Below are 26429 nucleotides of genomic sequence, written 5' to 3'. Positions count from 1 at the left end.
CACCAGAACAACGCTGCATGGAGAAGACATGAACGGAGCACAACAGGTCGAACGTCTGCGCGCACGCCACAAGGTGATCGCGCTCGGCATGCGCGCGTCGCGCACGACCGACGCCGTGCGCTGGGCCAAGGCCGCCGGCTACGACACCATCTGGATCGACATGGAGCACAGCACGCTGCCCGTCGATACCGTCTCGCAACTCTGCTCGTGCGCGGTCGATCTCGGGCTGATGCCGTGGGTACGCGTCCCCGAGCGCGATTACGGCACGATCAACCGCGTGCTCGACGGCGGCGCGCTCGGCATCATCGTCGCGCGGATCGAGAGCGCCGCGCAGGCGCGCGACGCGGTGATCGCGACGCGTTATCCGCCGCTCGGCCAGCGCTCGCAACTGGCGACGCTGCCCTATGTCGGCTTCGAAAAACTCCCGGCGCGCGAACTGAACGACACGCTGAACGCGGCGACCGCGCTGAAGGTGCTGATCGAAAGCCGCGCGGGCGTCGAGGCCGCGGACGAGATCGCCGCGCTCGACGGCGTCGATATTCTCGCGCTCGGCTGCAACGACCTCTGCGCCGATCTGGGCTACGCCGGCGAGTCGACCCACCCCGAGGTGGTGGCCGCGTGCCGCCAGGTGATCGAGGCCGCGCGGCGGCACGGCAAGGTCGCGATCGTCGGCGGCATGCCGGAGGGCGATGCGCTGAACGGTCTGCGCGAAGCCGGCGCGGCGCCGTTCATCTTTGCCGGCATCGATACCGACGTGTTTCTGACCGCGCTGCGCGAACGCGTCGAACAGGCGCGCAAGCTCTGATGCGCGCTCGCGTGTTCCCCGCGTGCTTCCCGCGTGTTCCCCGCGTGCTTCCTCCTAACGTATTGCACTGACTCATCGAAGAACGAACCATGGCCGACACCCCGCTGATCTCCACGCCGATGCGCGACCACGACACCCTCGCGCGTCCGTCGTTCACCCTGCCCGCGCTCGCCTGCGACGCGCACATGCACGTGTTCGGCCCCGCTGACCGCTATCCGGCAGTCTCACACCCGCATTACACGCTGCCCGACGGCAAGCTCGCGCACTACCTGAAACTGATGAACGTGCTGCAACTGCAACGCTTCGTGATCGTGCAGCCGAGTTTCTACGGCACCGACAATCGCTGCCTGATCGACGCGCTGCACGTCGCCGGATCGATCGCGCGCGGTGTCGTGATGATCGAGGAAGACACGAACGCCGCCACGCTCGACGCGTTCCATGCGAGCGGCGTGCGCGCCGTGCGTCTCGATCTGTTCGCACGCGCCGGCTTGCCGACCGCCGAGATCCAGCAGTACATCACGCGGATGGCGCGGCTCTGCGCGAGTCTCGGCTGGCACGTGCAGTTCTATGCGCCCGGCTGGGTGGTGCGCAACCTGATCCCGTTCCTCGCCGACGTGCGCAGCGATTTCGTGATCGATCACATGGGCTATATGCTCGAGGAAGACGGCCTCACGCCGGCCGATTTCGAGCGTCTGCTGAGTCTGATGAAGGACGGCCAGTGCTGGCTGAAACTGAGTGCGCCGTACCGGATCGCGAAGCAGCGCGGTTACGAGGCGGTCGCGCCGATGGCGCGAGCGATCGTCGAGGCGGCGCCGCACAAGGTGATCTGGGGCTCGGACTGGCCGCATATTCCCGACTCGACACGCGACACCGGCGAGCTGCTGAATCTGCTCGGCGCGTGGACCGGCGACGCGGCCGTGCGGCAGATGATCCTCGCGGATAACCCGGCGCGCCTGTTCGATTATTGAGCGTTCAACGCGCCCAAGGCAACCGGAAGAACCTGAAGAACCTGAAGAACCCGACGAGACCCCATGCCCTATCAACCCGACCCCGCCTTTGCCGCGCTGTTCCGCGCGTTCACATCGGCCCCCGACAGCATCGGCGCGCACATCACCCGCACCATGGCGGCGCTGGCCGCGGATGCGCCGCTGCTGGTCTCGACCGGCAGCGACATCGTGCTGTTCCCCGGCGCGGACCGCGCGCCGTCGATCGAAAGTTTCCGCAAATCGACGCGCGGGTTCATCGAACTCACGGCGCTCTCGCATCTGCCGCTCGCGCTGGCTTATCTCGCGCGCATGCGCGAACTCGCGCCGCACGACGATGCGTGGCGCGCCGACGCCGAACGTCTGGCCGGCCACGCGCGGCAAACCCGCGCGGCCAATTCGCTGGCGTTGTGGCGCGAGCATGTCGCGGTGGATAGCTTCGGCGGTCACGAGCGCAAGATCGCCAACCTCGTCGATTACACCTGCGCGGTGACGCTCGACCGGCTGGCGCGCGCGCTTCACGAGCCCGATCTGCTCAGCTTCGAACGGCTGAACGCGGAATACTTCGCCGCGCCGTCGAGCGACACGCTGCCGGTCTCGATGAACGAAGTGATGTTCGCGACCTTCGGCCTCGCGTTTCTCGACATCGCGTACCGGATCGGCAACTGGCTGCGTGCGCAACGACCCGACTGGCAGCGTCTGATGGTGCTGGTCAGCGGCCAGTCGGGACGGCCGACGGCGGGCGCCACCTGGGCGTCGAACAACATGTGCTACCTCGTGTGGCGCGCATCGGAACGCGTGTTGCCGGCCGAACGGATTCTGGTTGCGCCGCATGCGCCGTCGTTCTCGGTAGCGAACCTGCCGGACGCGGCCGGCCTCGCCGAACTCGAACGCCGTTACCGGGACCTGTGGCTCAACACGCAGGCAAGCATCGACGTCGCGCGGCGGCTTTTCCCCGGGCAACGGCCGTATCGCTTCGATCCGCAGTCGGCCGACACCATGCCGCCGATCACGTCGCCCGACGATCGCGACGCCGCCGCCGCGCGTCTGCGCCGCATCATGGAGGACCCCGCGCAACTGCTGTCGAATTGCGTTGCCGATTACGTGGTCGATCAACTGCACGAACATGGGAACCGGCCGCAAGACGTCGTGATTCCCGGTTTCACGAACGTGACTTACCCCGACGCCGTCCGAGCCTGACGGAGCGCGGCGCGCATCCTCGCTCCGAACCCACCGCGCGGACGGGCGCCCGCGACGGTCATCACAATCACAACCACGCCCACGATGGAAGGAGACACTCCATGCACGCTTTCGAACCGGAGCCGTCGGCGGGACCACCGCTTGCCGGCAAGGTATGGCGCATCACGCTCGTGTGTTTCGCGGTGTCGATGATCGACGGCTTCGACACGCTGATGCTGTCGTTCGTCGCGCCCCTGCTGGCGACGTCGCTACAGATCGATCACGCGACGCTCGGCCGGGTGTTCGGCGCTGGCTTCGTCGGCACCGTGCTCGGTTCGCTGATCGCCGGGCCGCTCGCCGACCGCTTCGGACGCCGGCCGATGCTGCTGCTCGCGCTCGTCGTCACCGGCACGTTCACGCTGGCGTGCGCGTTCGCCACCTCCGCCACGATGCTCGCGACGTTGCGCTTTCTCGGCGGCCTCGGCATGGGCGGCGCGATTCCGCCGGTCGCCGCGATCACCGCGGAGAGCAGTTCACCGCAGCGGCGCTCGTCGCTGGTGATCCTGATGTTCATCGGCTTTCCGCTCGGCGCGGTGGTCGGCGGCGCGATCACCGCCGCGTTGATGACGCGCTTCGGCTGGCCGTTGGTGTTCGTGATGGGCGGCGCATCGGCGCTGGCCGCGTTGGTGCCGGTGTTGCTGGTGATTCCGGGGCACACCGCGACCCCTTCGGCGCAGCGTCGCCGCGCGCCCCGCAGCCGCGCGCCCCGCAAAATCTTCGGCAACCTGTTCGCGCAAGGCCGTCTCGCCGCGACGCTCGCGCTCTGGTTCGGCGTGCTGTCCAGCATGATTCTCTCGGGCTTTCTCGTGAACTTCATGCCGACCCTCCTCTACCTGAACGGCGTGTCGCCCGCGCGCGCCGCGCTCGGCGCGGTGGTGCTGAACGTCGGCGCCATCGTGGGTGCGCTGGTGATCGCGTCACTCGTCGGCAAGCGCGGCCCGTTCGTGCCGGTGACCATCGCGTTTCTGTGCGGCGGCGTGCTGACCTTCGCGCTCGGCCAGATCATCGGCGCGGGCAATCTCGCGTTCGCGATGCTGTTCGCGGTCGGCGCGTGCCTGGTGGGCGGCCAGTTGACGATTCCCGCGATCGCGAGCCGGCTCTTTCCCGCCGACGTGCGCGCGGCCGGCATCGGTTGGGCGATGGCGATCGGACGTACCGGGTCGATCATCGGGCCGCTGATCGGCGGCATGCTGCTCGCACGCCATCTGCCGCTCGACACGCTGTTCACGATCGCCGCCTTGCTCGCGGCGGGCGGTGCGCTCGGCATCGGCTTCGCGAATCGCTGGCGGCCGCGCGACGACGCGCAAGCGCCGGTCGGAAGCACGACTTTTGCAATCACGGGTTCGGAGTTGGGGAATGGCAAACATTGAGGCAAAAACCGCCGCGCGACGGCTCACCCTCGTGCAGACGCTGCCGACCAGCGGCGCGCGCGCCGTCGCCGTGTTCGAGAACCACGAAGGTCTGTTCCTCGGCATCCCGCAACTCGCGCGCGACGTCGCCGGCGAGGCGCCGTACATGAACGGCGGCGACAGCGACATCGAGGCGCCGATCTATCGCTGGCAAAACGGCGGCTTCGTCGAACACGAAAGCCTTTCGTTGCCGGGCGGCGAAGACCTCGAATACTTCGAGATCGGTTCGCGGCGCTTTCTCGCGGCAGCGGGCATTCGCACCGGCCACGGGCCGTATGCGCTCGATTGCGAATCGATCGTGTACGAACGGATCGGGCACGCATGGGTGCCCGCGCAACGATTCGCGACCTTCGCCGCGAAACAGTGGCACGCGTTCTCGTTCGACGAACGGCATTTTCTCGCGCTCGCGCAAGGCGTCACGGTCGAGGGGATCGAGCCAAAGCATCCTCGCCAGTCGTCGATCTTCGAATGGGACGGCGAACGCTTCGTCCCGTTCCAGACGCTCGACGGCCTGTGGGGCTACAACTTCGCGTTCGTGTCCCACGACGGCGGGCACTTCCTCGCATACGCCGATCATGTGAGCGGCTCGCCGGTCTATCGCTGGAACGGCACGCGCTTCGACACGCTGCAGACCTTCACCGAGCCCGGCGGCCGCGCGTTCCGCTTCTTCGTGTCCGGCGCCACGTTGTGGATGGTCCACGCCAACCTGCTCGCGCACACCACGCTGTACCGCTTCGACGGCGAGCGTTTCGTGGCCGCGCAAACCCTCGGCGACGCGGGCGGCCGCGAACTGTGCATGATCGATGCCGCAACCGGCCGCTATCTCGTGCGCGTGTGCTTCATCACCGGCACGCCGAAAGCGCCGGTGGTCGTGCCGCGCTCGCAGCTGTTCGCGTGGCGCGGCGAACGCTTCGAACTGGTCGAGGCATTCGCGACTTCGGCGGCGACGGATGCGTGCAGCTTCGTCGTCGACGGCACGCGCTATCTGGCGATCAGCAATAGCCTGAGCGAGGACATCCGCTTCCGCACCGACTCGGCGGTGTATCGCTTCGACGGCTAACGCCGCGCCCGATCGACGCCCAGGCATCACCCCGCACCCCAAAACAACGATCCCTCCAGCCAGGGAGGGCGCCGCTTTGCCTGAAAAACCTTGCCTGAAAAATAAAACCGGAGACATGCAATGAACAAGTTGGCCCTGAGTCTGGGCGCGAGCGCCGTATTGAGCCTGAGCAGTCCGCTCGCGTTCGCGCAGAGCAGCGTGACGCTGTACGGGATCATCGATGCCGGCATCACCTACTTCAGCAATCTGAACGGCCACAAGACTTTCGTCGCCAACGACGGCTCGATCCAGTCGAACCGCTGGGGGCTGCGCGGCGTGGAAGACATCGGCGGCGGCACGAAGGTGATCTTCGACCTGGAGAACGGCTTCAATCTCTACTCCGGCACGATGGTGCAATCGGGCGTGCTGTTCAGCCGTCAGGCGTGGCTCGGTCTCGACAACGCGACCTATGGCCGGTTCACGCTCGGCAAGCAGTACGACTTCTTCTGGGACAACCTCACGCAGTTCGCGATGGGTCAGGTGGCGGGACAGTATTCGTGGCATCCCGGCGATTTCGATCATCTGGCCGGCACGCTGCATATCAACAACGCGCTCAAGTACACGTCGCCGAATTATGCGGGTCTGCAGGCGGGCGCGCTGTACGCGTTTCCGTCGCAATCGGTGTCGGCGGGAACCGGCCGCGTGATCGCCTTCGGACTGCGCTACGCGAACGGGCCGTTGAACCTGGGCGCGGCGTATACCGATACGCACGATCTCGGCCTCAACGGGCCGAGCCAGGCGGGCACGACGTTCTTCCCGGGTCTACCCGCCACACCGGTGCTCGCGAACAGCGTCAGCAGCCTCGGCGTGGGCGGCAGCTATCGCTTCGGACGCAGCCTGACGCGGCTGCTGTTCACCGACACGCATTTCCGCATCGGCCACGACAACGGGTCGATGCCGACCTACGAAATCAACGAGGTGTTCCAGCTCACGCCGGCGACCACGCTGATGGGCGGCTACTGGTACAGCAAGCTCGGTACGCAGAAATGGCAGAACGGCACGCTGCTGCTCGACTACGCGCTGTCGAAAACCACCGACGTGTACACCAGCGCGACCTATCTGCGCGCGTCGGGCGGCGCGGCGCCGGTGTTCCTCGGCGGCGGCGCCGCACCGGTGTTTACCAACGGCGTGTTCGTCGGTACCGGCAATTCGTCGACGGCGGTGCGGGTCGGGTTGCGGACCTTGTTCTGAGTTTGCAGCGCCGGCGACGCCCGCCGCCGGCGCTGCGCAGCACACCGCAGTGAACCGCAACACCGCGCGGCATGGAGGCGTCGCGTTGTTTCTCCCTACCAGGACGCCCGCTTGAACAGACTCAGCCGGTTCACCCGGAACAGGCGCGCGGGCCGCTGATTGCCGCCCTGGAATTCGTCCGTGGCGATCAGGATGTCGGCTTCGTCGGCGGCATCGCCCGGCTGCAGATCGCCGACCTTGATCCCCAGCCGCGAGCGGAACGTGCCGCGCGACACCGTCTCGCCGAAAATCTGCTCGTAGATGCCCTGCAACTGCGTGAGCGTGAACGACTCCGGCAGCAGCCAGCACGGCAGCGTCGAATAGCTCGCCTTGTTGCGCACCCGTTGCACGGCTTCCTGAACCTGATCCGCGTGATCGAACGCGAGTGCGGGGAGCGCGTCCACGTCGTGGAACTGGAAGACCCCCGGATGCACGCCCGCGCCCGCCTCGCTCAACTCCGCGTGCGGAATCAGCGCGACGTGCGAAACCGCCACCGACCAGCCGCGCGCGTCGCGCCGCGGCCCGCCGAAGGTGCGCAACTGCTCCAGATAGCGCGGCGCGAGGCCGGTTTTCTCTTGCAGCACGCGGCGCGCGGCCGCTTCCAGCGAGTCGTCCTCGTCGACGTGAACATACCCGCCCGGCAACGCCAGGCTATGCTTCGCGGGCGCGCGCTCGCGCTCGTGCAACGCGACCTTGAGCACGCCCTCGTCCAGCGTCAGCAGCACGACGTCGACGCTCACGTCCGGCGTGGTGTAGCGCTGTTTCATGGAAACCTCCTGGGCTGAGTACTGAGTATGCGTCACGAATATTTTTTTCATAGATAGTTGCAAATCTCAACTAAGTCGAATTATACTGGCATCCAGTTAGTCGGATATTCCGACGAAGCCAGACGGAGAATAGCAAATGATTCAGGTTTTTGCCGTATCGCAAGATCAGGTCGAAGCAGCGCTGGAACTCCGCAAGCTCGTCTTTCCGGGCGGCGAGGTCAATGTCAGCGTGCAGTTGGGCCAGCCCGCGAAGACCTTGCGCATTCAGGCGCATCTGCCCAACGCCGAGGCGGTCATGACGCTGCTGCTCGTGACCGACGCGCTGCGCCGCGGCTATCCGGGCACGCCGATCGTGCTGTCCATGCCGTACGTGCCGTATGCGCGGCAGGATCGCGTGGCGAACGCCGGCGAGGCGCTGAGCGCGCGCGTGTTCTGCGACCTGATCAACGCGCAGCAGTATGCGCAGGTGGAGGTGCAGGACCCGCACAGCGACGTCGTGACCGCCCTGCTCGACCGCGTGACGATCGCCGATCCGCTGCCCTCGCTGCGCCGCGCGCTGGCCTCGCTCGGGGCCGGCCCCGACGCAGCGCCCGGGCGTCGTGCCGCGCTGGTCGCGCCGGACGCCGGCGCCCGCAAGCGCGTGATGCATCTCGCGCATGCGCTGGAGCTGGACGTGGTGTTTGCCGAGAAGGTCCGCAACACGCAGACCGGCAAGATCACCGGCACCCAGGTAACGGGCGCGCTGCCCGACACGCCGCTGGTGGTGGTCGACGACATCTGCGACGGCGGGCGCACCTTCACCGAACTCGCGGCGGCGCTGCGCGCGCGCCAGGCCGAACAGCGTCTGGATCAACCGCTGTATCTGTACGTCACGCATGGGATTTTCAGCAAGGGGCTCGCGCCGTTGCTCGAGCACTATCGCACGGTCTTCACGCGCAACAACTGGACCGACGATTCCCGCGCGCAGCTCGTTTGAGCCAGAATCCGAACCCGAAGCCGAACCCGAAATACGAACCAGGCCGAAGCCGCCGTCCGAAACCGAACTCGCCAGGAGATGTTGATGAACGCACCCGATCGCACGGAAGTCCTCGAAAAGAACCAGCTCGTTCCGTTCAATCTCGCCGATTTTTACAAGACTTCCCATCCTGGGATGTATCCGAAAGAGACCACCAAACTCGTCGCGAACTTCACGCCGCGCTCGGCGAAATACGCGCCCGTGCTGCGCGAACTGTTCGACGACAAGGTGGTCTGGTTCGGCCTGCAAGGCTTCATCCAGGAATTCCTGATCGACCTGTTCGGCGCGGAGTTCTTCAACAAGCCGAAGGCGCAGGCGGTGCGTAAATACAAGCGGCGCATGGACACCGCGCTCGGTCCCGACGCGGTGCCGGTGGCAAGTCTCGAAGCGCTGCACGATCTCGGCCACCTGCCGCTCGAAATCCGTTCGTTGCCGGAAGGTTCGCGGGTCGACATCAAGGTGCCGCCGGTGATCTTCATCAACACGCACCCCGCTTTCCCGTGGGTGTCGACGTACTTCGAAACGGTGGTGAGCTGCGAATCGTGGAAGCCGTCCACGGTCGCGACCATCGCGTTCGAATTCCGCAAGCTGCTGACCTACTTCGCGAACCTGACCGGCGCGCCGCTCGATTTCGTGAACTGGCAAGGTCACGATTTCTCGATGCGCGGCATGAGCGGCGTGCACGACGCGATGCGCTGCGGCGCGGGTCACCTGCTGTCCTTCACCGGCACCGACACGATTCCCGCGATCGACTATCTGGAAGACCACTACGGCGCGAATGCCGAGCGCGAACTGGTGGGCGGATCGATTCCGGCCTCGGAGCACAGCGTGATGGCGCTGCGCATCCTGCTCACGCAGCAGCGCCTCGAACGCGCGGCGGCCCAGGGCGAAATCGACAACGATCCGAAGGCGCTGCGCCGCAAGGCCGAACTCGAAGTGATTCGCGAATTCGTCACCGAGGGCTACCCGCAGGGGATGGTCTCGCTCGTCAGCGACACGTTCGATTTCTGGAACGTGATGACCGTGATCGCGAAGGAACTGAAGGCGGACATTCTCGCCCGCAGGCCGGATGCGCTCGGCAACGCGAAGGTGGTGTTCCGCCCGGACTCGGGCGACCCGGTGAAGATTCTGACCGGCTACACGAACGACGAACTCGTGCAGCGCGACGGCCAGCCGGTCGTCGACGCCGCCGGCCGCTACACGGTGAAGGACGGCGGCGCGACGATCAGCGAGGCGGAACGCACCGGCGCGGTGGAATGCCTGTGGAACATCTACGGCGGCACCGTGACGGAGAAAGGCTACAAGGTGCTGGACTCGCACGTCGGGCTGATCTACGGCGATTCGATCACGCTGCCGCGCGCGCGCGACATCATGCTGCGCATGGCGGCCAAGGGCTTCGCGTCGTGCAACGTGGTGCTCGGCATCGGCAGCTACGTGTACGGGATGAACTCGCGCGACACCTTCGGCTATGCGCTGAAGGCGATCTACGCCGAGGTGGACGGCGAAGCGGTCGACATCTACAAGGACCCCGCCACCGACGACGGCACCAAGAAGTCCGCCAAGGGTTTGCCGCGCGTGGAGAAGGAAGGCGATCACTTCGTGCTGTACGAGCAGCAGACGCTGGAACAGGCGGAAGGCGGCGCGCTGGTGCCGGTGTTCCGCAACGGCGAGCTGCTGGTGCGTCAGTCGCTCGCGGAGATTCGCGAACGTCTGCAGTCGTCGTGGACGTGCCCGGAGGCAGGCTCGATCGTGTGGGGCTGAGGCGATGAGCGACGTTCATCCGGCGTTGCCCTTGCGGGTCGACGTCAACCTCACCGACGAAGACTTCATCGCCGCGCACGTGGTGCTGTATTCGGCAAAGCGCACGCGGGGCCGGCAGGTCCGTTCGCTCGCGATGGCGGCGGTGCTCGGCGGCCTGTTCGGCGGCTACTGGGCTGCGTCCCACGCCGGCGTATCGATGGCGTCGAGCATCGCCGGCTGCGCGGTCGCGGCCGGCGTGCTGTCGTTCTGCAACGACGCTTTCTTCATGCCGGTGTTTCTGCGCGGCATCGCACGCGCGGGCCTGAAAGCGCGCGCCAAACGCGGCGCGGTGCCGTTTCTCGGCCCGCAGCAGGTCACCTTCGATACCACCGGCGTCACCGGCGAATCGGCGCTGTCGAGCTTGCGGTTGAACTGGTCGAGCCTCACGTCGCGCGTGGACGACGCCGAGCGCATCTATCTGTTCGCGGGGGGCTCCGCGTTCGTCGCGCTGCCGCGCCGCGATCTGCTGCCGGATCAGCTCGCGGCGATCGAGCGCATCATTGCGCGGTATCTGCCGGCCAGAGGTGAAACCCGTGAACGATGAGCCGGGTCGTCCGCCCGGCGGGATGGCGGGCAGACGTGACGATGCTGACGCTGGCGATGCGGGTATGCCGGACGTTCCGGACGTTCCGGACGTGCCGGACGTGCCCGGCATCACGCGCATCCGACGCTTCGAGCTCGAAAAACACACCGGGCCGTATGAATCCTGGCCGCTTGCTTCGCGGCTGATCGTCGACGGGCAGACGCTGCCGCTCGCGATTCCAGGCTACACGCTGCTGTTCCAGTTCGACACGCCGTCCGGCTATCTTTTCGCGACCGACTTCGACTGTCCGTTCGAGGAAGCGGCGTCGTTCGTGCTGGTCAGCCGCGACCTGCGGCGCATTCTCGGCGCGCGCCAGATCGGCGCGCCCTATTGCTCGTTCTGGCTGGACGACATCCGCTGGCTCGACGACACGCACTTCATCGCCACGTTCGCCGACGATCCGTACCACTGGCGCTTCACGATCCGCGCGCGTGGGGTGACGTGGCGCTGGCTCCGCTGGCTGTGTCCGCGCCTGACGATGGCGCGGTTCAGGAGCGAAGCGGACGGAAGGTCGCAGGACGGGACATAGCCTGGACAGCGTTGCCGGGTAACAGGCAAGTATCCAGCATGGCCCGCAGGCACAAGCAAGTCGCACGTAGCCCGCACGCCACCCTCACCCCTTCACCGCCGCCATGACCCATGCGGCAGTTCAACATCTCGCGTAGCCGCCGCCAGTCCCGCGACTATCCCTGCCCGGTCGAGCGGAATGCAGTACACCGGCTTCGCGCGCTCGAAGCGCCAGCTATCCCGCAGCACACCCGCATCGACGGGATCGAAACCGAACTGGTCCATCAACTCGCTGACGATGCGTTTGGCCGTCGCGTCGTCGGCCGCGACCGGCAGCGCGCGGCGTTGCGGCGTACCGGCCGGCGTGCCGTGCTCCTCCAGATCGCGCGCGAGGATCGCGTTGAACGCCTTGACCACGCGCGCGCCCGGCAACGCGGCGGCGAGCAGCTGGCTGGTGGTGGTCGATCGCGCGTCGAGCGATGCGATCCGCCCGTCGCGCTCCGGATAGTAGTTGCAGGTGTCGATCGCGATCTTGCCGTCGAGTTCGGCCACCGGCAGCGCATCGATCCGCGCGAACGGCACGGCGACCACGACCACATCGCCGAAACTCGCCGCCTCCCGCGCGGTGCCCGCCACGCAGCCGAGCGCGGCGGCGGTGCTGAACAGCGTCGCCGGTTCGCGGGAATTGCTGATCATCGCTTCGTGACCGCTCTGCTTCGCGAGCGCCGCCATCGCGCGGCCGATAAAACCCGCACCGAGAATTCCGATCTTCATGTTTCACACTCCTTGCTGGGAATACCTGTTGAGGATTGCGCCTTAGCCCGCGACGTTCATGACGCTCGGCGCGCCGATCTCGATCGGTGCAACCACTATGATTCAAAACCTCAACCGGATAAACGTGCATAATTTCACGATTGTCGAAAGCAACAGTTGGGAATCATGGATCGTTTGACCAGCATGGCCGTGTTCGTCAAAACCGCTGACACCGGCTCGTTCGCCGCCGCGGCACTCGCTTTCGGCATGTCCTCGCAGATGGCGGGCAAGCACGTGAGCACGCTGGAGGAACGGGTCGGCGCGCGTCTCATCAACCGGACCACACGGCGTCAGAGCCTGACCGAGATCGGCCAGATCTTCTACGAGCGCTGCAAGGCGCTGCTGGCGGACGCCGAGGCGGCGGAATCGGTCGCGCACGAGCTGTCGAGCTCGCCGAGCGGCCGCTTGCGGATCACCGCGCCGGTCACGTTCGGCGCGTCATGCATCGCGCCGCTGATCGCGCGGTATGTGCGTCGGCATCCGCGGGTGCGGGTCGAACTGACGCTGACCGACCGTTTCGTCGATCTGATCGACGAGGGCTACGAGGCCGCGATCCGGCTCGGCGATCTGGCGGATTCGTCGCTGATCGCGCGGCCGTTGATGCCGTACCGGATGCTCGCGTGCGCGTCGCCGGGCTACCTCGCGGAGCACGGCGAACCGGCGACGCCGCAGGCGCTCGCGGACCACGCGTGCCTGAGCTTCGTCTACATGAGCCGGCCGGTCGCGACCGAATGGCGCTTCTCCGACGCGCACGGCGAATACGTCGTGCCGATCTCCGGCCCGTTTCTCGCGAACGACGTGAAGGCGCTGCGCAGCGCCGCGCTGCATGGCGCGGGCGTGATGCTCGCGCCCGAAGTGGCCGTGCGCGAGGATCTCGCGGCGGGGCATCTGGTGCGCATTCTCGGCGGCTACGACACGCCATCGCGGCCGATGCATCTGGTGTTCCCCGCCAGCCGCGCGACGCCGAAGCTGCGCGCGTTCATCGACCACGTGGTGGAGGAATTCGGCCCGCAGACGTCCGGGCCGGTCTAAGCGCTGCGGCCGCTCCGGGAGTGGACGCGAGACGGAGGCGGCCACGCGGCGTCACGACCAACTACCACCATCGCCACCACCGTCGCCGCGGCCATCACCACGGCCATTGCCACCCCCGAAGCCGCCGGAGTCCGCCAATCTACGCCCGTTGGGCGCTAGAATGCCCGGCTTTGCCCGCGCCGGACACGCCGCAAGGCAAAATACGGGTTTCGCCCGCGGCGCCCGCAGGACAGCTCGTCCTCTAACAGAGCCCCTCAGGAGCATTGATGACCGATTCGAACCCATCCTTCCTCGGCAGGATTTCCCTTGCCGTCGGCACGTTTTTCAGCATTCTCGGCGACGGCGAATTCGCGGCCGGCGTGCTGCGTCTGCGTCAGGGCGGCGTGAGCGCCGCCGCCGCGCCGGCCCCCGTTCCCACACCGGCTCCGGCACCCGCACCCGCGCCGGCCCCGGTCCTGAAAGAAGCCAGCCCCGACGCCGCGCTGCAACTGCTCGGCCTGCTGCAACGCGACGCACGCTTCATCGACTTCGTCGAGGAAGACATCAAGGGCTATAGCGACGCCGACATCGGCGCCGCCGCCCGCCTCGTGCACGACGGCTGCCGCGCGACGCTGCGCGAGCACTTCACGATCCGTCCGGTGCGCGACGAGGCCGAAGGCAGCCGCATCACGCTGAAGGAAGGCTTCGACGCGAGCGCGGTCCGTCTGACCGGCAACGTGGTCGGCGCGGCGCCGTTCAACGGCAGCCTCAGCCATCGCGGCTGGCGCGTCGACGACGTGCGTCTGCCGAAGCTCGCGGACAGCCACAACGCGAAGGTGATCGCCCCGGCCGAGGTGGAGCTATGAGCGACGCCCGCTACTCGATCGGGATCGACCTCGGCACCACGCATTGCGCGCTGTCCTACGTCGACACCCAGGCCAGCGACGGCGAGAAAACCGCCCAGGGCGTGCTGCCGGTCGCGCAGCTCACCGGCCCCGGCGCGATCGACAATCTCGATCTGCTGCCCTCGTTCCTGTATCTGCCGCATCCGGACGAACTGGCGTCCGGCGATCTTTACCTGCCGTGGACCGGCCAGCGCGAATTCGCGGTCGGCGAGTTCGCCCGCGCGCGCGGCGCGGCCACGCCAATCCGGCTGGTGTCGAGCGCGAAGAGCTGGCTGTGCCATCCGGGCGTGGACCGTCGCGCCGCGATCCTGCCCAACGACGCGCCGCCGGAAGTCGCGCGCGTCTCGCCGCTCGAAAGCTCGGTGCGCTATCTGACGCATCTGCGCGAAGCCTGGGACCACGCGCATCCCGACGCGCCGTTCAGCCAGCAGGACGTCACGGTGACGATTCCCGCGTCGTTCGATCCGGCCGCGCGCGAACTCACCGCCGAAGCGGCCGAAGCCGCCGGCTACGGCCGCATGACGCTGCTCGAAGAGCCCCAGGCGGCGCTCTATAGCTGGATCCAGAAAAGCGGCGGCCAGTGGCGCAAGCAGGTGAAGGTCGGCGACATCCTCCTCGTGGTGGACGTCGGCGGCGGCACCACCGACCTGTCGCTGATCGCGGTCGTCGAGCGTGAAGGCAATCTCGAACTGCATCGTGTCGCGGTCGGCGAGCACATCCTGCTCGGCGGCGACAACATGGACCTCGCGCTCGCCCACGTGGTCGCGCGCAAGCTGGCCGCGCAAGGCACCCAGGCCGACGCGTGGCAACTGCGCGCCCTCACCTACGCATGCCGCGCGGCGAAGGAAACCCTGCTCGGCGACCCCGCAGTCGACACCGTGCCGCTGGTCGTGCCGAGCCGCGGCTCGAAGCTGATCGGCGGGTCGATCCGCACCGAACTGACGCGCGCCGAACTCACGCAGACGATCCTCGAAGGCTTCTTCCCGCAGGTGGACAGCGCCGCGCGTCCGGTGAGCCGCGCGCGTGCCGGTCTGACGCAGCTCGGCCTGCCGTACGCGCAGGACGCGGGCATCACGCGTCATCTGGCCGCCTTCCTCGGCCGGCAGGTCGGCGCACTGGCCGAGCTCGACGGTCTCGGCGACGCGGCGGCCAGCGCCGCCGCGCAGGGCGCGAGCTTCCTGCATCCGACGGCGGTGCTGTTCAACGGCGGCGTGTTCAAGTCGGCGCTGCTGGTCGAGCGTCTGATGGCCACGCTGAACCAGTGGCTCGCGGCGGAAAGCGCCGCGCCCGCGCGCCTGCTCGAAGGCGCCGATCTCGACCTCGCGGTCGCGCGCGGCGCGGCGTACTACGGCTATGTGCGGCGCGGCCAGGGCGTGCGCATTCGCGGCGGCACCGCGCGCGCCTACTACATCGCGATCGAATCGGCGATGCCCGCCGTGCCCGGCCTCGAACCGCCGATCCAGGCGCTGTGCGTCGCGCCGTTCGGCATGGAAGAAGGCACCGAGGCCGAATTGCCCGCGCAGGAGTTCGGCCTCGTGGTCGGCGAACCGGTGCACTTCCGCTTCTTCGGCTCGTCGGTGCGTCGACAGGATCAGGTCGGCACGCTGCTCGACTTCTGGGGCCCCGACGAATTGCAGGAACTCGACGAGATTCAGGCGACCCTGCCGGCGGCCGGCCGCAGCGCGGGCGACGTCGTGCCGGTGAAGCTGCACGCGCGCGTCACCGAGGCCGGCACGCTCGAACTCGAAGCCGTGCCGCGCGGCACCGACGAGCGCTGGAAAGTCGAGTTCGACGTGCGCGGCAACGCGACTGCATGAGCGCGATGTCGCGCTATAGCGTCGGCATCGATCTCGGCACCAGCAATACGGTGCTGGCCTATGCGGAACCCGGATCGCAGTCGATCCGGTTGTTCGAGATCGAGCAGCTGGTCGGCCTCGGCGAAGTGGCCGCGCGGCCGCTGCTGCCTTCCGTGCGCTATCACGCGGCCGCAGGCGAACTGAATGCGGGCGATCTACAACTGCCGTGGAGCGCGGAGCCCGACCGGCGCGACGCGGCCACGGCGCCCGTCGTCATCGGCCGGCTGGCGCGCACGCTGGGCGCGCAGGTGCCGGGGCGGCTCGTGGCGAGCGCGAAGAGCTGGCTGTCGCACGCCAGCGTCGACCGGGCCGCGCCGATCCTGCCGTGGGGCGCCGCCGACGGCATCCACAAGGTCTCGCCGCTCGATGCCAGCGCGAGCTATCTCGCGCACGTGCGCGCGGCGTGGAACCAGCGCTTCCCGCACGCGCCGCTCGAACAGCAGGACGTGGTGCTCACCGTGCCTGCGTCGTTCGACGAAGGCGCCCGGGCGTTGACCGTGGAAGCGGCCCGCATGGCCGGGCTGCCGAAGCTGAAACTGCTCGAGGAACCGCAGGCCGCGTTCTACGACTGGCTGTTTCATCATCGCGAGCGGCTGGCGGACGAGCTGGCCGATACGCGTCTCGTGCTGATCTGCGACGTCGGCGGCGGCACCACCGACCTCACGCTGATCGCCGTCGATCTCGACGACGGCGAGCCGCGTCTGACGCGCATCGGCGTCGGCAATCATCTGATGCTCGGCGGCGACAACATGGACCTCGCGCTCGCCCATCGGGTCGAGGCGCGGCTGCCCGGCGGCGGCGAGCGCGCGCGGCTGTCGGCGGGGAGCCTGTCGCAACTGGTCGAACGCTGCCGCGCGGTGAAGGAGCAACTGCTCGGCCGGCAGGCGCCCGACACGGCGTCGGTGACGCTGCTCGGCGCGGGGTCGAAGCTGATCGGCGGCGCACGCAGCGCGCAGGTCACGCGCGAGGAAGTCGAGCGCGTGATCGTCGATGGATTTTTTCCGGCGGTGGGACCGCACGAGCGGCCTGGGCGCGCGCGCGGCGCGATCGTCGAATTCGGTTTGCCGTATGCGACCGATGCCGCGGTGACGCGGCACATCGCGGCGTTTTTGAGCCGGTTTGCCGCGCAATCGCGGCAGGCGCTGGCAGGCGGCGGCGCGCGAAGCGTTGACGCAGACGGCGCGCAGCCGGCCTCGGCGACAACGCCGGTTGCGACGTCGCATACCGCGCCGGAAGCGGCGCCTGGCTCACACGCGGCCTCGCCGGCCGCGCCGGGCGAGCCAACGCACGCCAACGACCCGCTGCCCATTCCCGACACACTGCTGCTCAACGGCGGCGTATTCCGCGCGGAAGCATTGACGCGGCGCCTCGCCGATACGTTGGGCGCGTGGCGCGGCGAAGCCCTCAACGTGCTGCACAACGACAATCCCGACGTCGCGGTGGCGCGCGGCGCGGTCGCCTATTCGCTGGCGCGCGCGGGCGCCGCGCCGAAGATCGGCGGCGGCTCGCCGCGCAGTTATTTCCTCGTGCTCGACGAGGACGACCAGCAGGCGCAGCCACGCGGCATCTGCCTGCTGCCGCGCGGCACCGAGGAAGGCCAGGAAATCCTCATCGCGCAGCGCACGTTTGCCTTGCGTCTCGGCCATCCGGTGCGCTTTCACCTCGTGTCGTCGAGCGCGGACACGGTGTATCGCGCGGGCGAACTGATCGATCTGGCGGGCGGCGACTTCGTGCGTCTACCGCCGATCGCCACCGTCGTGCAGCCGCGCGGCGGCGGCGACAATGGCGACCACGCTGCGCGCGAACCGAAGGTGCGCATCGCAAGCGCGCTGACCGAAGTCGGCACGCTCGACGTGCACTGCATCGAGCTCGACGATCCGTCGCAACGCTGGCTGCTCGAATTTCAGTTGCGCGGCGACAGCGCGCAGGTGGACAGCGCGATCGATCCGGCACACGCGCGTCATCCCCGGCTCGACGATGCGATCGAATCGATCGACCGTTGCTTCGGCGCACGCGCGCAGAAGATCGACCCGAAGGAAATCAAGCGGCTGCGCGCGCAGCTCGAACATCTGCTCGGTCCGCGCGACGGCTGGAACAGCGCGTTGCTGCGCGACCTGTTCGGCGCGCTGTGGGAACGCGCGCGGCGCCGGCGACGCTCGGCCGATCACGAGCGGCTCTGGCTGAATCTGGCCGGCTATTGCGTGCGGCCCGGCTTCGGCTATCCGCTCGACGCCTGGCGCGTCGAGCAACTGTGGACGCTGTTCGACGACGGCATCCAGTACGTGCAAGACAGCCAGGTGTGGTCGGAATGGTGGACGCTGTGGCGCCGTGCGGCCGGTGGTCTCGGCGAAGACGCGCAACTGCGCGTGCTCGATGCGATGGCGTATCTGCAAGGCGCCGCGCAGGCGCGCCACAAACTGCCGTTCGATGTCGCCAAGACCGGCATCGCCGACATGGTTCGATTGAGCGCATCGCTCGAACGGATTCCGGTGGAACGCAAGATCGAACTGGGCGAGTCGGTGCTCGACCGATTGAAGAAGCCCGCGGAAAATCACCAGAGCTGGTGGGCGGTCGGGCGGATCGGCGCACGGCGGCCGTTTTACGGCAGCGCGCACAGCGTCGTGCCGCCGGAGGTGGCCGGTCAATGGCTCGAAGCGATCCTCGCGCTCGACTGGAAGAAGATCGATCCCGCCGCGTTCGCGGCCGCGCAGATTGCCCGCATGACCGGCGACCGTTCGCGCGACCTGCCCGACGATCTGCGTCAGACGGTGCTGCGCCGGCTTGAAGCGGCGAACGCGCCGCGCGCGTGGATCACGATGGTCGGCGAGAACGTGGAACTCGACAATGCCGACGAGGGGCGCGTGTTCGGCGAGTCGCTGCCGGTGGGGTTGAAGTTGATCGGCGGGTAGATGGCGGCGTGTGAAGGGCGCGATTCGTTGCGTTTGCACCCAACCCGCTCGCGTGCACGTTCACCCCATACGCCGCATCCAGCCCCTACCCTACGCCATCGTCACCCGGTTGCGCCCTGCGTGCTTCGACCGGTACAGCGCCCGGTCCGCGCTCGCAAACCCTTCCTTATGCGCGGCGCGCGAAGCATCGTTGATGCGCGTCAGCGAGCCGCCCACGCTCACCGTCACCACGCCCAGCGGCGACGCGCGATGTTCGATCGCGAGATCGGCCACGCCCTGGCGCAACGCTTCCAGCGTGCGCTCCAGCGCCGCCGGCGTCGCATGCAGCACCAGCAGTCCGAACTCCTCGCCGCCCATGCGTCCCGCGATGATGCCCTCGCCGTCCGCCGCGGCCTGCATCACCGAGGCCACCTTGCGCAGGCAATGATCGCCCGCCTGGTGGCCATACGTGTCGTTGTATTGCTTGAACCAGTCGACGTCGACCACCACCGAGCCCATCACGTCGCCGTCGCGCGCCTCTTTCCAGCGCCGCGCGATGCTCTCCAGCAGAAAGCGCCGGTTGTACAGCTGCGTGAGCGGATCGATCGCGGTGGCCGTGCGCATCTTCAGATCGTTTTCGATCATCGCGCGCAGGTGATAGAACACGCCGCGCTGGCCTTCGTCGAGGCGGCCCGGCGCCGGGTCCATCGCGCACAACGCGCCGACGATCTCGCCGTTCGGCGCGCGCAGCGCGATCGCCGCGTAGAAGCGCACGAACGGGTGGCGCTGCACCAGCATGCACTCGCCGAAACGCGCATCGTCGTGCGCGTCCTCGATCACGAACAGCTCGCCGTCGCGCACCGCGTAGTCGGCAAGCGACCGCGCGCGCGTGACGAGCGGCATCGCCATGCCCACTTCGGCGCGGTAATGCTGATGTTCCTCGTCGAGCAGCGTGATCGCGGTGATCGCCGCGCCGGTCACGCTCTTCAAGATTTCCGCCGCGTGCGTGAAGCATTCGCGCATGACCTGATCGTCGTGCAACAGCCATTCGATCACCGACGATTCCACTTCGGGTTCGCCGCCGAGGGAGGCATCGACCGACATCCGGCTGGACAAACGGTCATTACTGTAAGCAAGTTGCACGGCTGGATTCCCGAATGTGATTTGCATGTGTGTCAACGGCACGGGACCATGAAACTTGAGCGACAACCCGCTTCGGTGCGGAATTTTTTACGTCTCGACGGCCCGAGTGTGGGCGCCGGTCGGCAAGCTTCGCCAGGAAGTACAATTCACGCCCGGCCAAAAGCCACTCATGTACCGTTTTCGTCTGTTTAATAGACGCCAGTCACCGGCCTGCTCTCATGACAACGACCGTTCATCCATCGACACCCACGCTGCTGATCACCGACGTCCGCCTGACCGACGGCACGCGCGTGGACGTCTCGATCGCCGGCGGCCGCATCGCGGCGCTGGGTCCGGACCTGCCGCGCACACCCGGCGTCGCGCAGGAGGACGGCGCGGGTGCGCTGCTGCTGCCGGGTTTCGTCGAGGGCCATACGCATCTCGACAAGACTCACTGGGGTTTGCCGTGGTACCGCAACGAAGTCGGCCCGAACCTCGTCGACCGGATCGAGAACGAGCGTCACTGGCGCGCGCACAGCGGCCATGACGCGGGCGTGCAGTCGCTTGCGCTCGCGCGTGCATTCCTGCAGGCCGGCACGACGCGCTTGCGTACCCACGTGGATGTCGATACGGACGCGGGTCTGCGTCATCTGCACGGCGTGCTGGCCACGCGCGACACGTTGCGCGATGCGCTCGACCTGCAGATTGTCGCGTTTCCGCAGTCGGGTCTGCTCAAACGTCGGGGCACCGGCGCGCTGCTCGACGACGCGCTCGCGGCCGGCGCCGACGTGCTCGGCGCGCTGGACCCGGCGCTGATCGACGGCGATCCGGTGGCGTCGCTGGATCTGACGTTCGATCTCGCACAGCGTCACGGCAAGCCGGTCGACATTCATCTGCACGAACCCGGCGAAGTCGGCGCATTCACGCTCGGCCTGCTGCTCGATCGCGTCGCGGCGCTCGGCATGCAGGGGCGCGTGGTGATCAGCCACGCGTTCTGTCTCGGCGCGTTACCCGAGCGCGAACGCGATGCGTTGCTCGCGCGCCTCGCCGATCTGCGCGTGGCGCTGCTCACCACCGGGCCGGCCGGTACGCCGGTGCCGCCGCTGAAAGCCTGCCTCGATCACGGCGTCACGCTGTTCGGCGGCAACGACGGCATCCGCGATACATGGACGCCGTACGGCACGCCCGACATGCTCGAACGCGCGATGCTGATCGCGATGCGCTACGGTCTGCGCCGCGACGACGATCTCGCGCTCGCGTTCGCTTGCGTCAGCACGAGCGCCGCGCACGGCTGCGGTTTCGCCGCCTACGGCCTGCACGTTGGCGCGCGCGCCGATCTGGTGCTGGTCGACACCGACACGCTCGCGCACGCGATCACCGCGCGCCCGCCGCGCAAACTCGTGGTGGCGAACGGCCGGATCGTCGCGCGCACGCCCTAACGAAACCGTTTTTGCACTGACATGATCAATCTCTTTCAGGCCATGCAGGCCTTCGTCAAGGTCGCGGACGCGGGCAGTTTCGCGCAGGCCGCGGAACAGCTCGGCGTGTCGACCTCGGTGGTCACGCGCCACGTGTCGAGCCTCGAAAAGCATCTGGGCATCCGCCTGTTCCAGCGCACCACGCGCAAGGTCGTGCTGACCGAGGCCGGCGCGGATTACGCGGATGGCTGCCGCGTCGTGATGTCGGAGCTGGAGGAAGTGGAGTCGCGCGCGACCACCACGCAGAAGGAAGTGGCGGGCGATCTGCGCATCGTGGCGCTCGGCAGTTTTTCGCTGTTCCGGCTCACGCCGCTGTTCGCCGAATATCAGGCGAAGTTTCCGCAGGTGAAGCTGCGCGTCACGCTCACCGAGAAACGGGTGGATCTGCTGGAAGGCGGTTTCGACGTGGGCATCGTCACCGAGCACATGATCCGCTCGGAATCGCTGGTGGTGCGGCGGCTCATCAGCTCGCACGCGGTGCCCGTGGCGGCGGCCGCGTATCTCGACCAGGCCGGCACGCCGAGGACGCCAGGCGATCTCGCGCGGCATCGCGTGATCGCCGCCGCGTTGGATACGAGTCCGCAGACGTGGGTGTTCAGCCGCAACGGCAAGGCGAGCGGCAGCGAGGAAAGCATCGCGCTCGACGCGTCGTTCACGGTCAACAGCATGATCATGCAGAAGCAGGCGACGCTCGGCGCGATGGGCATCGCGATGCTGCCGCTGGAAATGGTCGCCGACGAACTGCGCAGCGGCACGCTGGTGCGCGTGCTGGGCGACTACGCGGTCACCAACGGCGACGTGGCGGTGTCGCTCGTGTACCCGAGCCGCGAGTTCGTGCCGCGCAAGATCCGCGAGTTCATCGATCTGGCGGTGGGGTTTTTCAAGTAAGCGATGGCGACGAACCGGGCCGGCGCGACGTCGCCGTGCGCGTGGCCCGGTTCATCCCGTTACGGCCGCTCGCCGCGCGCGAGACGCGCGTCGATCTCGTACACCACCGGCATCAGATCCGCGACGCTGTCGATCACGTAATGCGCGCCGGCCGCGCGCAGCTTCTCGACCGCCGCCTCGCGACGCCACGCGAATTCATCCGGCGCCAACGCCTTGACGTCCGCCTCGGCCATGCCGAACGCGTTGCCGCTCACCGCCACGCCGACCGCCCACGTGCCGCCGTTGATGCCTTCCTCGATGCCGACCTCGGTGTCGTCCACCTTGATCGCATCCTTCGCGCGCCACACGCCGAGTTCGGGCAGCGTCTTGTAGATCATGTACGGCGACGGCCGGCCTTCCGGCGTGTCGCCGGTGCACACGAGGCTGTCCGGCGCGAAGCCTTGCCGCGCCGCGCCCGGCAGGATCTCGGCCATGATCTCGCGGGTATAGCCGGTGGTCGTGCCGATGCGGATGTCGTCGCCGCGCAGCGCGCTCGCCACCTGCGCGACGCCGGGAATCACCGAGCTGTAGCTCGCGGCCACCGCGATGTTCTTCGGCACGAACACGTCGTACACGGCGTCGATATCGGCCTCGGTCGGCGCGTGGCCGTACTGGTCGGCCCAGGCTTGCGCGACCCGCGGCAACGCCATCAGCGCCGCGATATGCGGCCGTTTCGCCATGCCCATCGGGCCGCGCGCCTCGTCGATCGAAATCGCTACGCCGAACTGTTCGAAGGTTTCGACGAAAGCGCCCATCGGCGCGAGCGAACCGTAATCGACCACCGTGCCGGCCCAATCGAAAATCACTGCTTTGACGTGCTTCATTTGCGTTCGATCCTTTGCTGTTTGCAACGCGCGCGCGGTACGCCGCGCGCCTGACGAAGCCGGTGCGTACCGGCTTCGCGTGGAGTCCATCTCACTGCGCGAGCCGCTTGCGCTCGTCGAGCGCGGCGGCCGGTGGCGCGGCGTGCGCGACGCCCATCTCGCGCAATGCGTGGGCGCAGGCGCCCACCACGCGGCGCATCACGTGCTCGTCCACCTGGCCGATGCAGCCGATGCGGAAGCTGTCCACCGCCGTCAGCTTGCCCGGATAGATGATGAAACCCTGGCGTTTCATCGATTGATAAAACCGTTCGAACTCGAACGATGGATGCGCGGGCGCGAAAAACGTCACGATGATCGGCGAGCGCCAGCCTGCATTCAGCAGCGGCTCGAAACCGAGCCCCTGCATGCCGGCCACCAGCACGTCGCGATTGTTCGCGTAACGCGCGAGGCGGCCGGGCTGACCGCCTTCGAGCTTATGCAGACGCAGCGCCTCGATGAACGCGGCCACCGTATGCGTGGGCGGCGTGAAGCGCCATTGGCCGGTGCGGTTCATCACCTCCCACTGATCATGAACGTCGAGCGCAAGCGAATGGCTGCGGCCCTTCGCGTCGCGCAGCGCATCCTTGCGCGCGATCACGAAGCCGAACCCCGGCACGCCCTCGATGCATTTGTTCGCCGACGACACGAAGGCCTCGCACGGAATCTGCCGCACGTCGAGCGGCACCGCGCCAAATGCGCTCATCGAATCGATCAGCAGTTTGCGGCCATGCTTCGCGGTCGCGGCGGCGATTTCCTCCAGCGGATTGAGAATCCCCGAGCTGGTTTCGCAATGCACGGCGACCACGTGCGTGATACGCGGATCGGCGGCCAGCAGGCGCTCCACTTCCTCGCCGCGCGGCGGCAGGTAGTCGCCCTTGTCGAGCACCGTCGCGGCGCGGCCGAGATAGCCGAGCGTGGTGGCGATACGCTTGCCGTACGCGCCGTTCGCGAGCACCAGCGCGTGGCCGTCACGCGGAATCAGGCTGCCGAGCATCGCCTCGACGCAGTAGCTGCCGCTGCCTTGCAGCGGCACGCAGTCGTAGTCGCCAGCCGTATCGCCGGCGATGTCGAGCAGGCTCGCGCGCAGCTGCGCGGTCATCGCGCGGAAATCGCCGTCCCACGACCCCCAGTCGCGCAGCATCGCTTCCCTGGTCGAGCGCGCCGTGGTCAACGGACCCGGCGTCAACAGATACGGCTCGCCCTGCACGGGCGCTTCGCAGACGACGACGGAACCGTCGAACATGCTGTTCATGACCGGACTCTCCGATAACGCTGTTTCGATGGCTCACACAGTATCGAAACGCGTGGCATCGGTAAAATCGATATAATCGATGCAGGTATCGTAAAAACTTATCGATTCATCCGAATACCCCATCCGAATACCCCCTTACCTACACGCACCTAGCGAGGCTCACGTGCAATACGCGCAATTGCGGGCATTTCATGCGGTCGCCGAACACGGCGGTTTCTCGAAAGCGGCGCAGGCGCTGTCGCTCACGCAACCGGCGGTGTCGGATCACGTGCGGCGGCTCGAACAGGATTACGGCGTCAAGCTGTTCGAGCGCGGCCCGCGCGGCGTCGAGACCACCGAACTGGGTCTGCGTTTGTTCGCGGTGACGCGGCACATGCTCAGTTGCGAGCGCGACGCGCGGCAACTGCTCGAATCGGCGGGCGGTCTCGAATCGGGCTCGCTGTCGATCGTGGCGGACGCGCCCGATCTGGCGGTCGCGTTGATCGGCGCGTTTCGCCAGTTGCATCCGGGCATTGTCGTCACGCTGTCCATCGCCAATGCAGCCGACTGCATGCAGCGCGTGCTGTCGAGCGCGGTGGACGCGGCCATCACCGCCGCGCCGCAGGTGCATAGCCGGCTGGAGGCACGCGTGCTGCGCCGCGATCCGCTGGTGGCGATGGTGCCTGCCGGTTATCCGCTCGCCAAGAAGCGCAAGCTCAGCTACGCGGAACTGGTCCGTCAGCCGATGATTTTCCGGGAACCGCAATCGGTCACGCAGCAGTTGCTCGAGATCGAGCTGGTGCGCGAATCGTTGCAGGTGGAACCGGTGATGTACGTGGATGGCCGCGAGGCGCTGGAAGAAGCGGTCGCGCAAGGCATGGGCGTGGGCGTGATCGCGCGCGCGGAATTCAACGAGTCGCGGCGGATCAGGATGATCCCGTTGCAGGATTGCCAGGTGCAGATGATCGAATCGTTGACGCGGCTCGCCGAGCGGCCGGGTTCGAATCTGCTGGATGCGCTGTTTGCGGTCGAGTTGCCGCAGCGGGCGCCGCCAGCCTGACGATCGCCCGATTATCGTCGGACGATTGCCGCGGCGCCCTCTTTCACTACATGGCGTTCAAACTACGGCGAGCGTGGCGTCTTAACGCGAACCGCCGCTTGCAATCAGGCTTTCGCCGGTCAGCCAGCGCGCGTCGTCCGAGGCGAGGAACGCCACCACGTCGGCGATATCGTCCGGACGGCCGATGCGGCCGAGCGGCGTCGTGCTGATCGCCCATGCTTCGAAATCCGAATTAGTGCCGGTGATGCCGGCGCTTTTCGTGCCTTCGGTTTCCACCATGCCCGGGTTCACCGAATTGACGCGGATCTGGCGCGGCCCGAGTTCGCGCGCGAGTGCGCCGGTGATGCCGTCCACCGCACCCTTGGTCGCCGTATAGACCGCGCTGGTAGCCGGTGTGATGCGGCTCACCACCGAGCTGATATTGACGATGCTGCCGCCTTCGCCGATGTGCTTGACCGCCGCCTGCGTGACCAGCAGCAGGCCCAGCACGTTGACGTCGAACTGCTTGCGAACGTGTTCCTCGGTGATCTCCTCGATCGGCGCGAATTCGTATACGCCCGAGTTGTTCACCAGGATGTCGAGACGGCCGTAGGTTTCGACGGCGGCGTCGATAATCCCCCTGGCGTCGGCCGCTTTCGATACGTCGCCGCCGACCGCCACCGCCTTGCCGCCCGCCGCGGTGATCGCCGCGACCACGGTGTCCGCGCCGGCCTTGCTCGACGCGTAGTTCACCACCACCGACGCGCCCTGCGCCGCCAACGCCTTGGCGATTGCCGCACCGATGCCCTTCGATGCACCCGTTACCACTGCTACCTTGCCTGCGAGCTTGCTCATGATC

At 67.5% G+C, this 26429-nt stretch carries 23 protein-coding genes; 17 read left to right on the top strand and 6 right to left on the bottom strand.

Annotation, left to right across the window (positions count from 1 at the left end):
• Positions 1–28 precede the first annotated feature (28 nt).
• From LFL96_RS08905 to LFL96_RS08880, 6 genes are all read left to right on the top strand, one after another.
• Entirely contained in the window at positions 29–805 is a 777-nt protein-coding gene (locus tag LFL96_RS08905) for an aldolase/citrate lyase family protein (protein WP_281000266.1), read from the top strand.
• Between the two features lie 89 nt (positions 806–894).
• Positions 895–1773, top strand: a complete 879-nt coding sequence (locus tag LFL96_RS08900) for an amidohydrolase family protein (RefSeq protein WP_281000264.1) — start codon at positions 895–897, stop codon at positions 1771–1773.
• Positions 1774–1836: 63 nt separating this feature from the next.
• A complete protein-coding gene (locus LFL96_RS08895; RefSeq protein ID WP_281000262.1) occupies positions 1837–2988 on the top strand; it encodes a DUF5624 domain-containing protein in 1152 nt (383 codons plus the stop codon).
• 101 nt (positions 2989–3089) lie between these two features.
• Complete coding sequence (locus LFL96_RS08890) at positions 3090–4397, top strand: MFS transporter (RefSeq protein ID WP_281000260.1); 1308 nt, start codon at positions 3090–3092, stop codon at positions 4395–4397.
• Complete coding sequence (locus LFL96_RS08885) at positions 4384–5496, top strand: hypothetical protein (protein ID WP_281000258.1); 1113 nt, start codon at positions 4384–4386, stop codon at positions 5494–5496. Before LFL96_RS08890 ends, LFL96_RS08885 begins: the two co-directional genes overlap by 14 nt.
• Before the next feature lie 120 nt (positions 5497–5616).
• Positions 5617–6726: a porin gene (locus LFL96_RS08880; protein WP_281000256.1), complete on the top strand. Its 1110-nt coding sequence runs from the start codon at positions 5617–5619 to the stop codon at positions 6724–6726.
• Between the two features lie 95 nt (positions 6727–6821).
• Here LFL96_RS08880 and LFL96_RS08875 read toward each other — a convergent pair whose 3' ends face one another.
• On the bottom strand, positions 6822–7532 hold the full coding sequence (locus LFL96_RS08875; RefSeq protein WP_281000254.1) for an NUDIX domain-containing protein: 711 nt from the start codon (positions 7530–7532) through the stop codon (positions 6822–6824).
• A gap of 136 nt (positions 7533–7668) precedes the next feature.
• Between LFL96_RS08875 and LFL96_RS08870 the strand changes: the two genes are divergently transcribed.
• From LFL96_RS08870 to LFL96_RS08855, 4 genes are all read left to right on the top strand, one after another.
• Entirely contained in the window at positions 7669–8508 is an 840-nt protein-coding gene (locus tag LFL96_RS08870; RefSeq protein ID WP_281000252.1) for a ribose-phosphate pyrophosphokinase-like domain-containing protein, read from the top strand.
• Between the two features lie 84 nt (positions 8509–8592).
• Positions 8593–10308 (top strand): nicotinate phosphoribosyltransferase, encoded by a 1716-nt coding sequence (locus LFL96_RS08865; RefSeq protein WP_281000250.1) that lies wholly within the window; start codon positions 8593–8595, stop codon positions 10306–10308.
• Between the two features lie 4 nt (positions 10309–10312).
• A complete protein-coding gene (locus LFL96_RS08860) occupies positions 10313–10891 on the top strand; it encodes a YcxB family protein (RefSeq protein WP_281000248.1) in 579 nt (192 codons plus the stop codon).
• A gap of 64 nt (positions 10892–10955) precedes the next feature.
• Positions 10956–11459, top strand: a complete 504-nt coding sequence (locus LFL96_RS08855; RefSeq protein WP_281000246.1) for a hypothetical protein — start codon at positions 10956–10958, stop codon at positions 11457–11459.
• A gap of 92 nt (positions 11460–11551) precedes the next feature.
• Here LFL96_RS08855 and LFL96_RS08850 read toward each other — a convergent pair whose 3' ends face one another.
• Entirely contained in the window at positions 11552–12211 is a 660-nt protein-coding gene (locus LFL96_RS08850; protein WP_281000244.1) for an NAD(P)-binding domain-containing protein, read from the bottom strand.
• A gap of 165 nt (positions 12212–12376) precedes the next feature.
• On the opposite strand from LFL96_RS08850, the gene LFL96_RS08845 reads away from it, so the two are divergent.
• The 4 genes from LFL96_RS08845 to LFL96_RS08830 all read left to right on the top strand — a co-directional run bounded on the left by LFL96_RS08845 (position 12377) and on the right by LFL96_RS08830 (position 18931).
• Positions 12377–13282 (top strand): LysR family transcriptional regulator, encoded by a 906-nt coding sequence (locus LFL96_RS08845; protein ID WP_281000243.1) that lies wholly within the window; start codon positions 12377–12379, stop codon positions 13280–13282.
• Positions 13283–13548: 266 nt separating this feature from the next.
• Entirely contained in the window at positions 13549–14127 is a 579-nt protein-coding gene (locus LFL96_RS08840) for a DUF2760 domain-containing protein (RefSeq protein ID WP_281000241.1), read from the top strand.
• Positions 14124–15983, top strand: a complete 1860-nt coding sequence (locus LFL96_RS08835) for an Hsp70 family protein (RefSeq protein WP_281000239.1) — start codon at positions 14124–14126, stop codon at positions 15981–15983. The genes LFL96_RS08840 and LFL96_RS08835 overlap by 4 nt, the downstream gene beginning before the upstream one ends.
• Entirely contained in the window at positions 15980–18931 is a 2952-nt protein-coding gene (locus LFL96_RS08830; protein WP_281000237.1) for an Hsp70 family protein, read from the top strand. Before LFL96_RS08835 ends, LFL96_RS08830 begins: the two co-directional genes overlap by 4 nt.
• A gap of 90 nt (positions 18932–19021) precedes the next feature.
• On the opposite strand, the gene LFL96_RS08825 is transcribed toward LFL96_RS08830, so the two are convergent.
• On the bottom strand, positions 19022–20053 hold the full coding sequence (locus LFL96_RS08825; RefSeq protein ID WP_281000235.1) for a sensor domain-containing diguanylate cyclase: 1032 nt from the start codon (positions 20051–20053) through the stop codon (positions 19022–19024).
• Positions 20054–20271: 218 nt separating this feature from the next.
• Here LFL96_RS08825 and LFL96_RS08820 point away from each other — a divergent pair, with 218 nt between their 5' ends.
• Together LFL96_RS08820 and LFL96_RS08815 are read left to right on the top strand one after the other, a co-directional pair.
• Entirely contained in the window at positions 20272–21471 is a 1200-nt protein-coding gene (locus LFL96_RS08820) for an amidohydrolase family protein (protein ID WP_281000233.1), read from the top strand.
• Positions 21472–21492: 21 nt separating this feature from the next.
• A complete protein-coding gene (locus LFL96_RS08815; protein ID WP_281000231.1) occupies positions 21493–22398 on the top strand; it encodes a LysR family transcriptional regulator in 906 nt (301 codons plus the stop codon).
• Between the two features lie 59 nt (positions 22399–22457).
• Here the strand turns inward: LFL96_RS08815 and phnX are convergent, their stop codons facing one another.
• Positions 22458–23261 carry a phosphonoacetaldehyde hydrolase gene (gene phnX, locus LFL96_RS08810; RefSeq protein WP_281000229.1) on the bottom strand — a complete coding sequence of 268 codons (804 nt, stop codon included), beginning with the start codon at positions 23259–23261 and terminating at the stop codon, positions 22458–22460.
• A 91-nt stretch (positions 23262–23352) separates the two neighbouring features.
• On the bottom strand, positions 23353–24552 hold the full coding sequence (locus LFL96_RS08805; protein ID WP_281000227.1) for a 2-aminoethylphosphonate--pyruvate transaminase: 1200 nt from the start codon (positions 24550–24552) through the stop codon (positions 23353–23355).
• Between the two features lie 163 nt (positions 24553–24715).
• Here LFL96_RS08805 and LFL96_RS08800 point away from each other — a divergent pair, with 163 nt between their 5' ends.
• Positions 24716–25591, top strand: a complete 876-nt coding sequence (locus LFL96_RS08800) for a LysR substrate-binding domain-containing protein (protein WP_281000225.1) — start codon at positions 24716–24718, stop codon at positions 25589–25591.
• Between the two features lie 81 nt (positions 25592–25672).
• On the opposite strand, the gene LFL96_RS08795 is transcribed toward LFL96_RS08800, so the two are convergent.
• The gene (locus tag LFL96_RS08795; protein WP_281000223.1) at positions 25673–26425 is read right to left on the bottom strand and encodes a glucose 1-dehydrogenase; all 753 of its coding nucleotides are present in this window, start codon (positions 26423–26425) and stop codon (positions 25673–25675) included.
• Between the last annotated feature and the right edge of the window lie 4 nt (positions 26426–26429).

Source organism: Paraburkholderia sp. D15, assembly GCF_029910215.1.
GTDB lineage: Bacteria > Pseudomonadota > Gammaproteobacteria > Burkholderiales > Burkholderiaceae > Paraburkholderia.
Note: the sequence above shows the minus strand (reverse complement) of the source record. Positions and strands in the feature narration are given on the sequence as shown.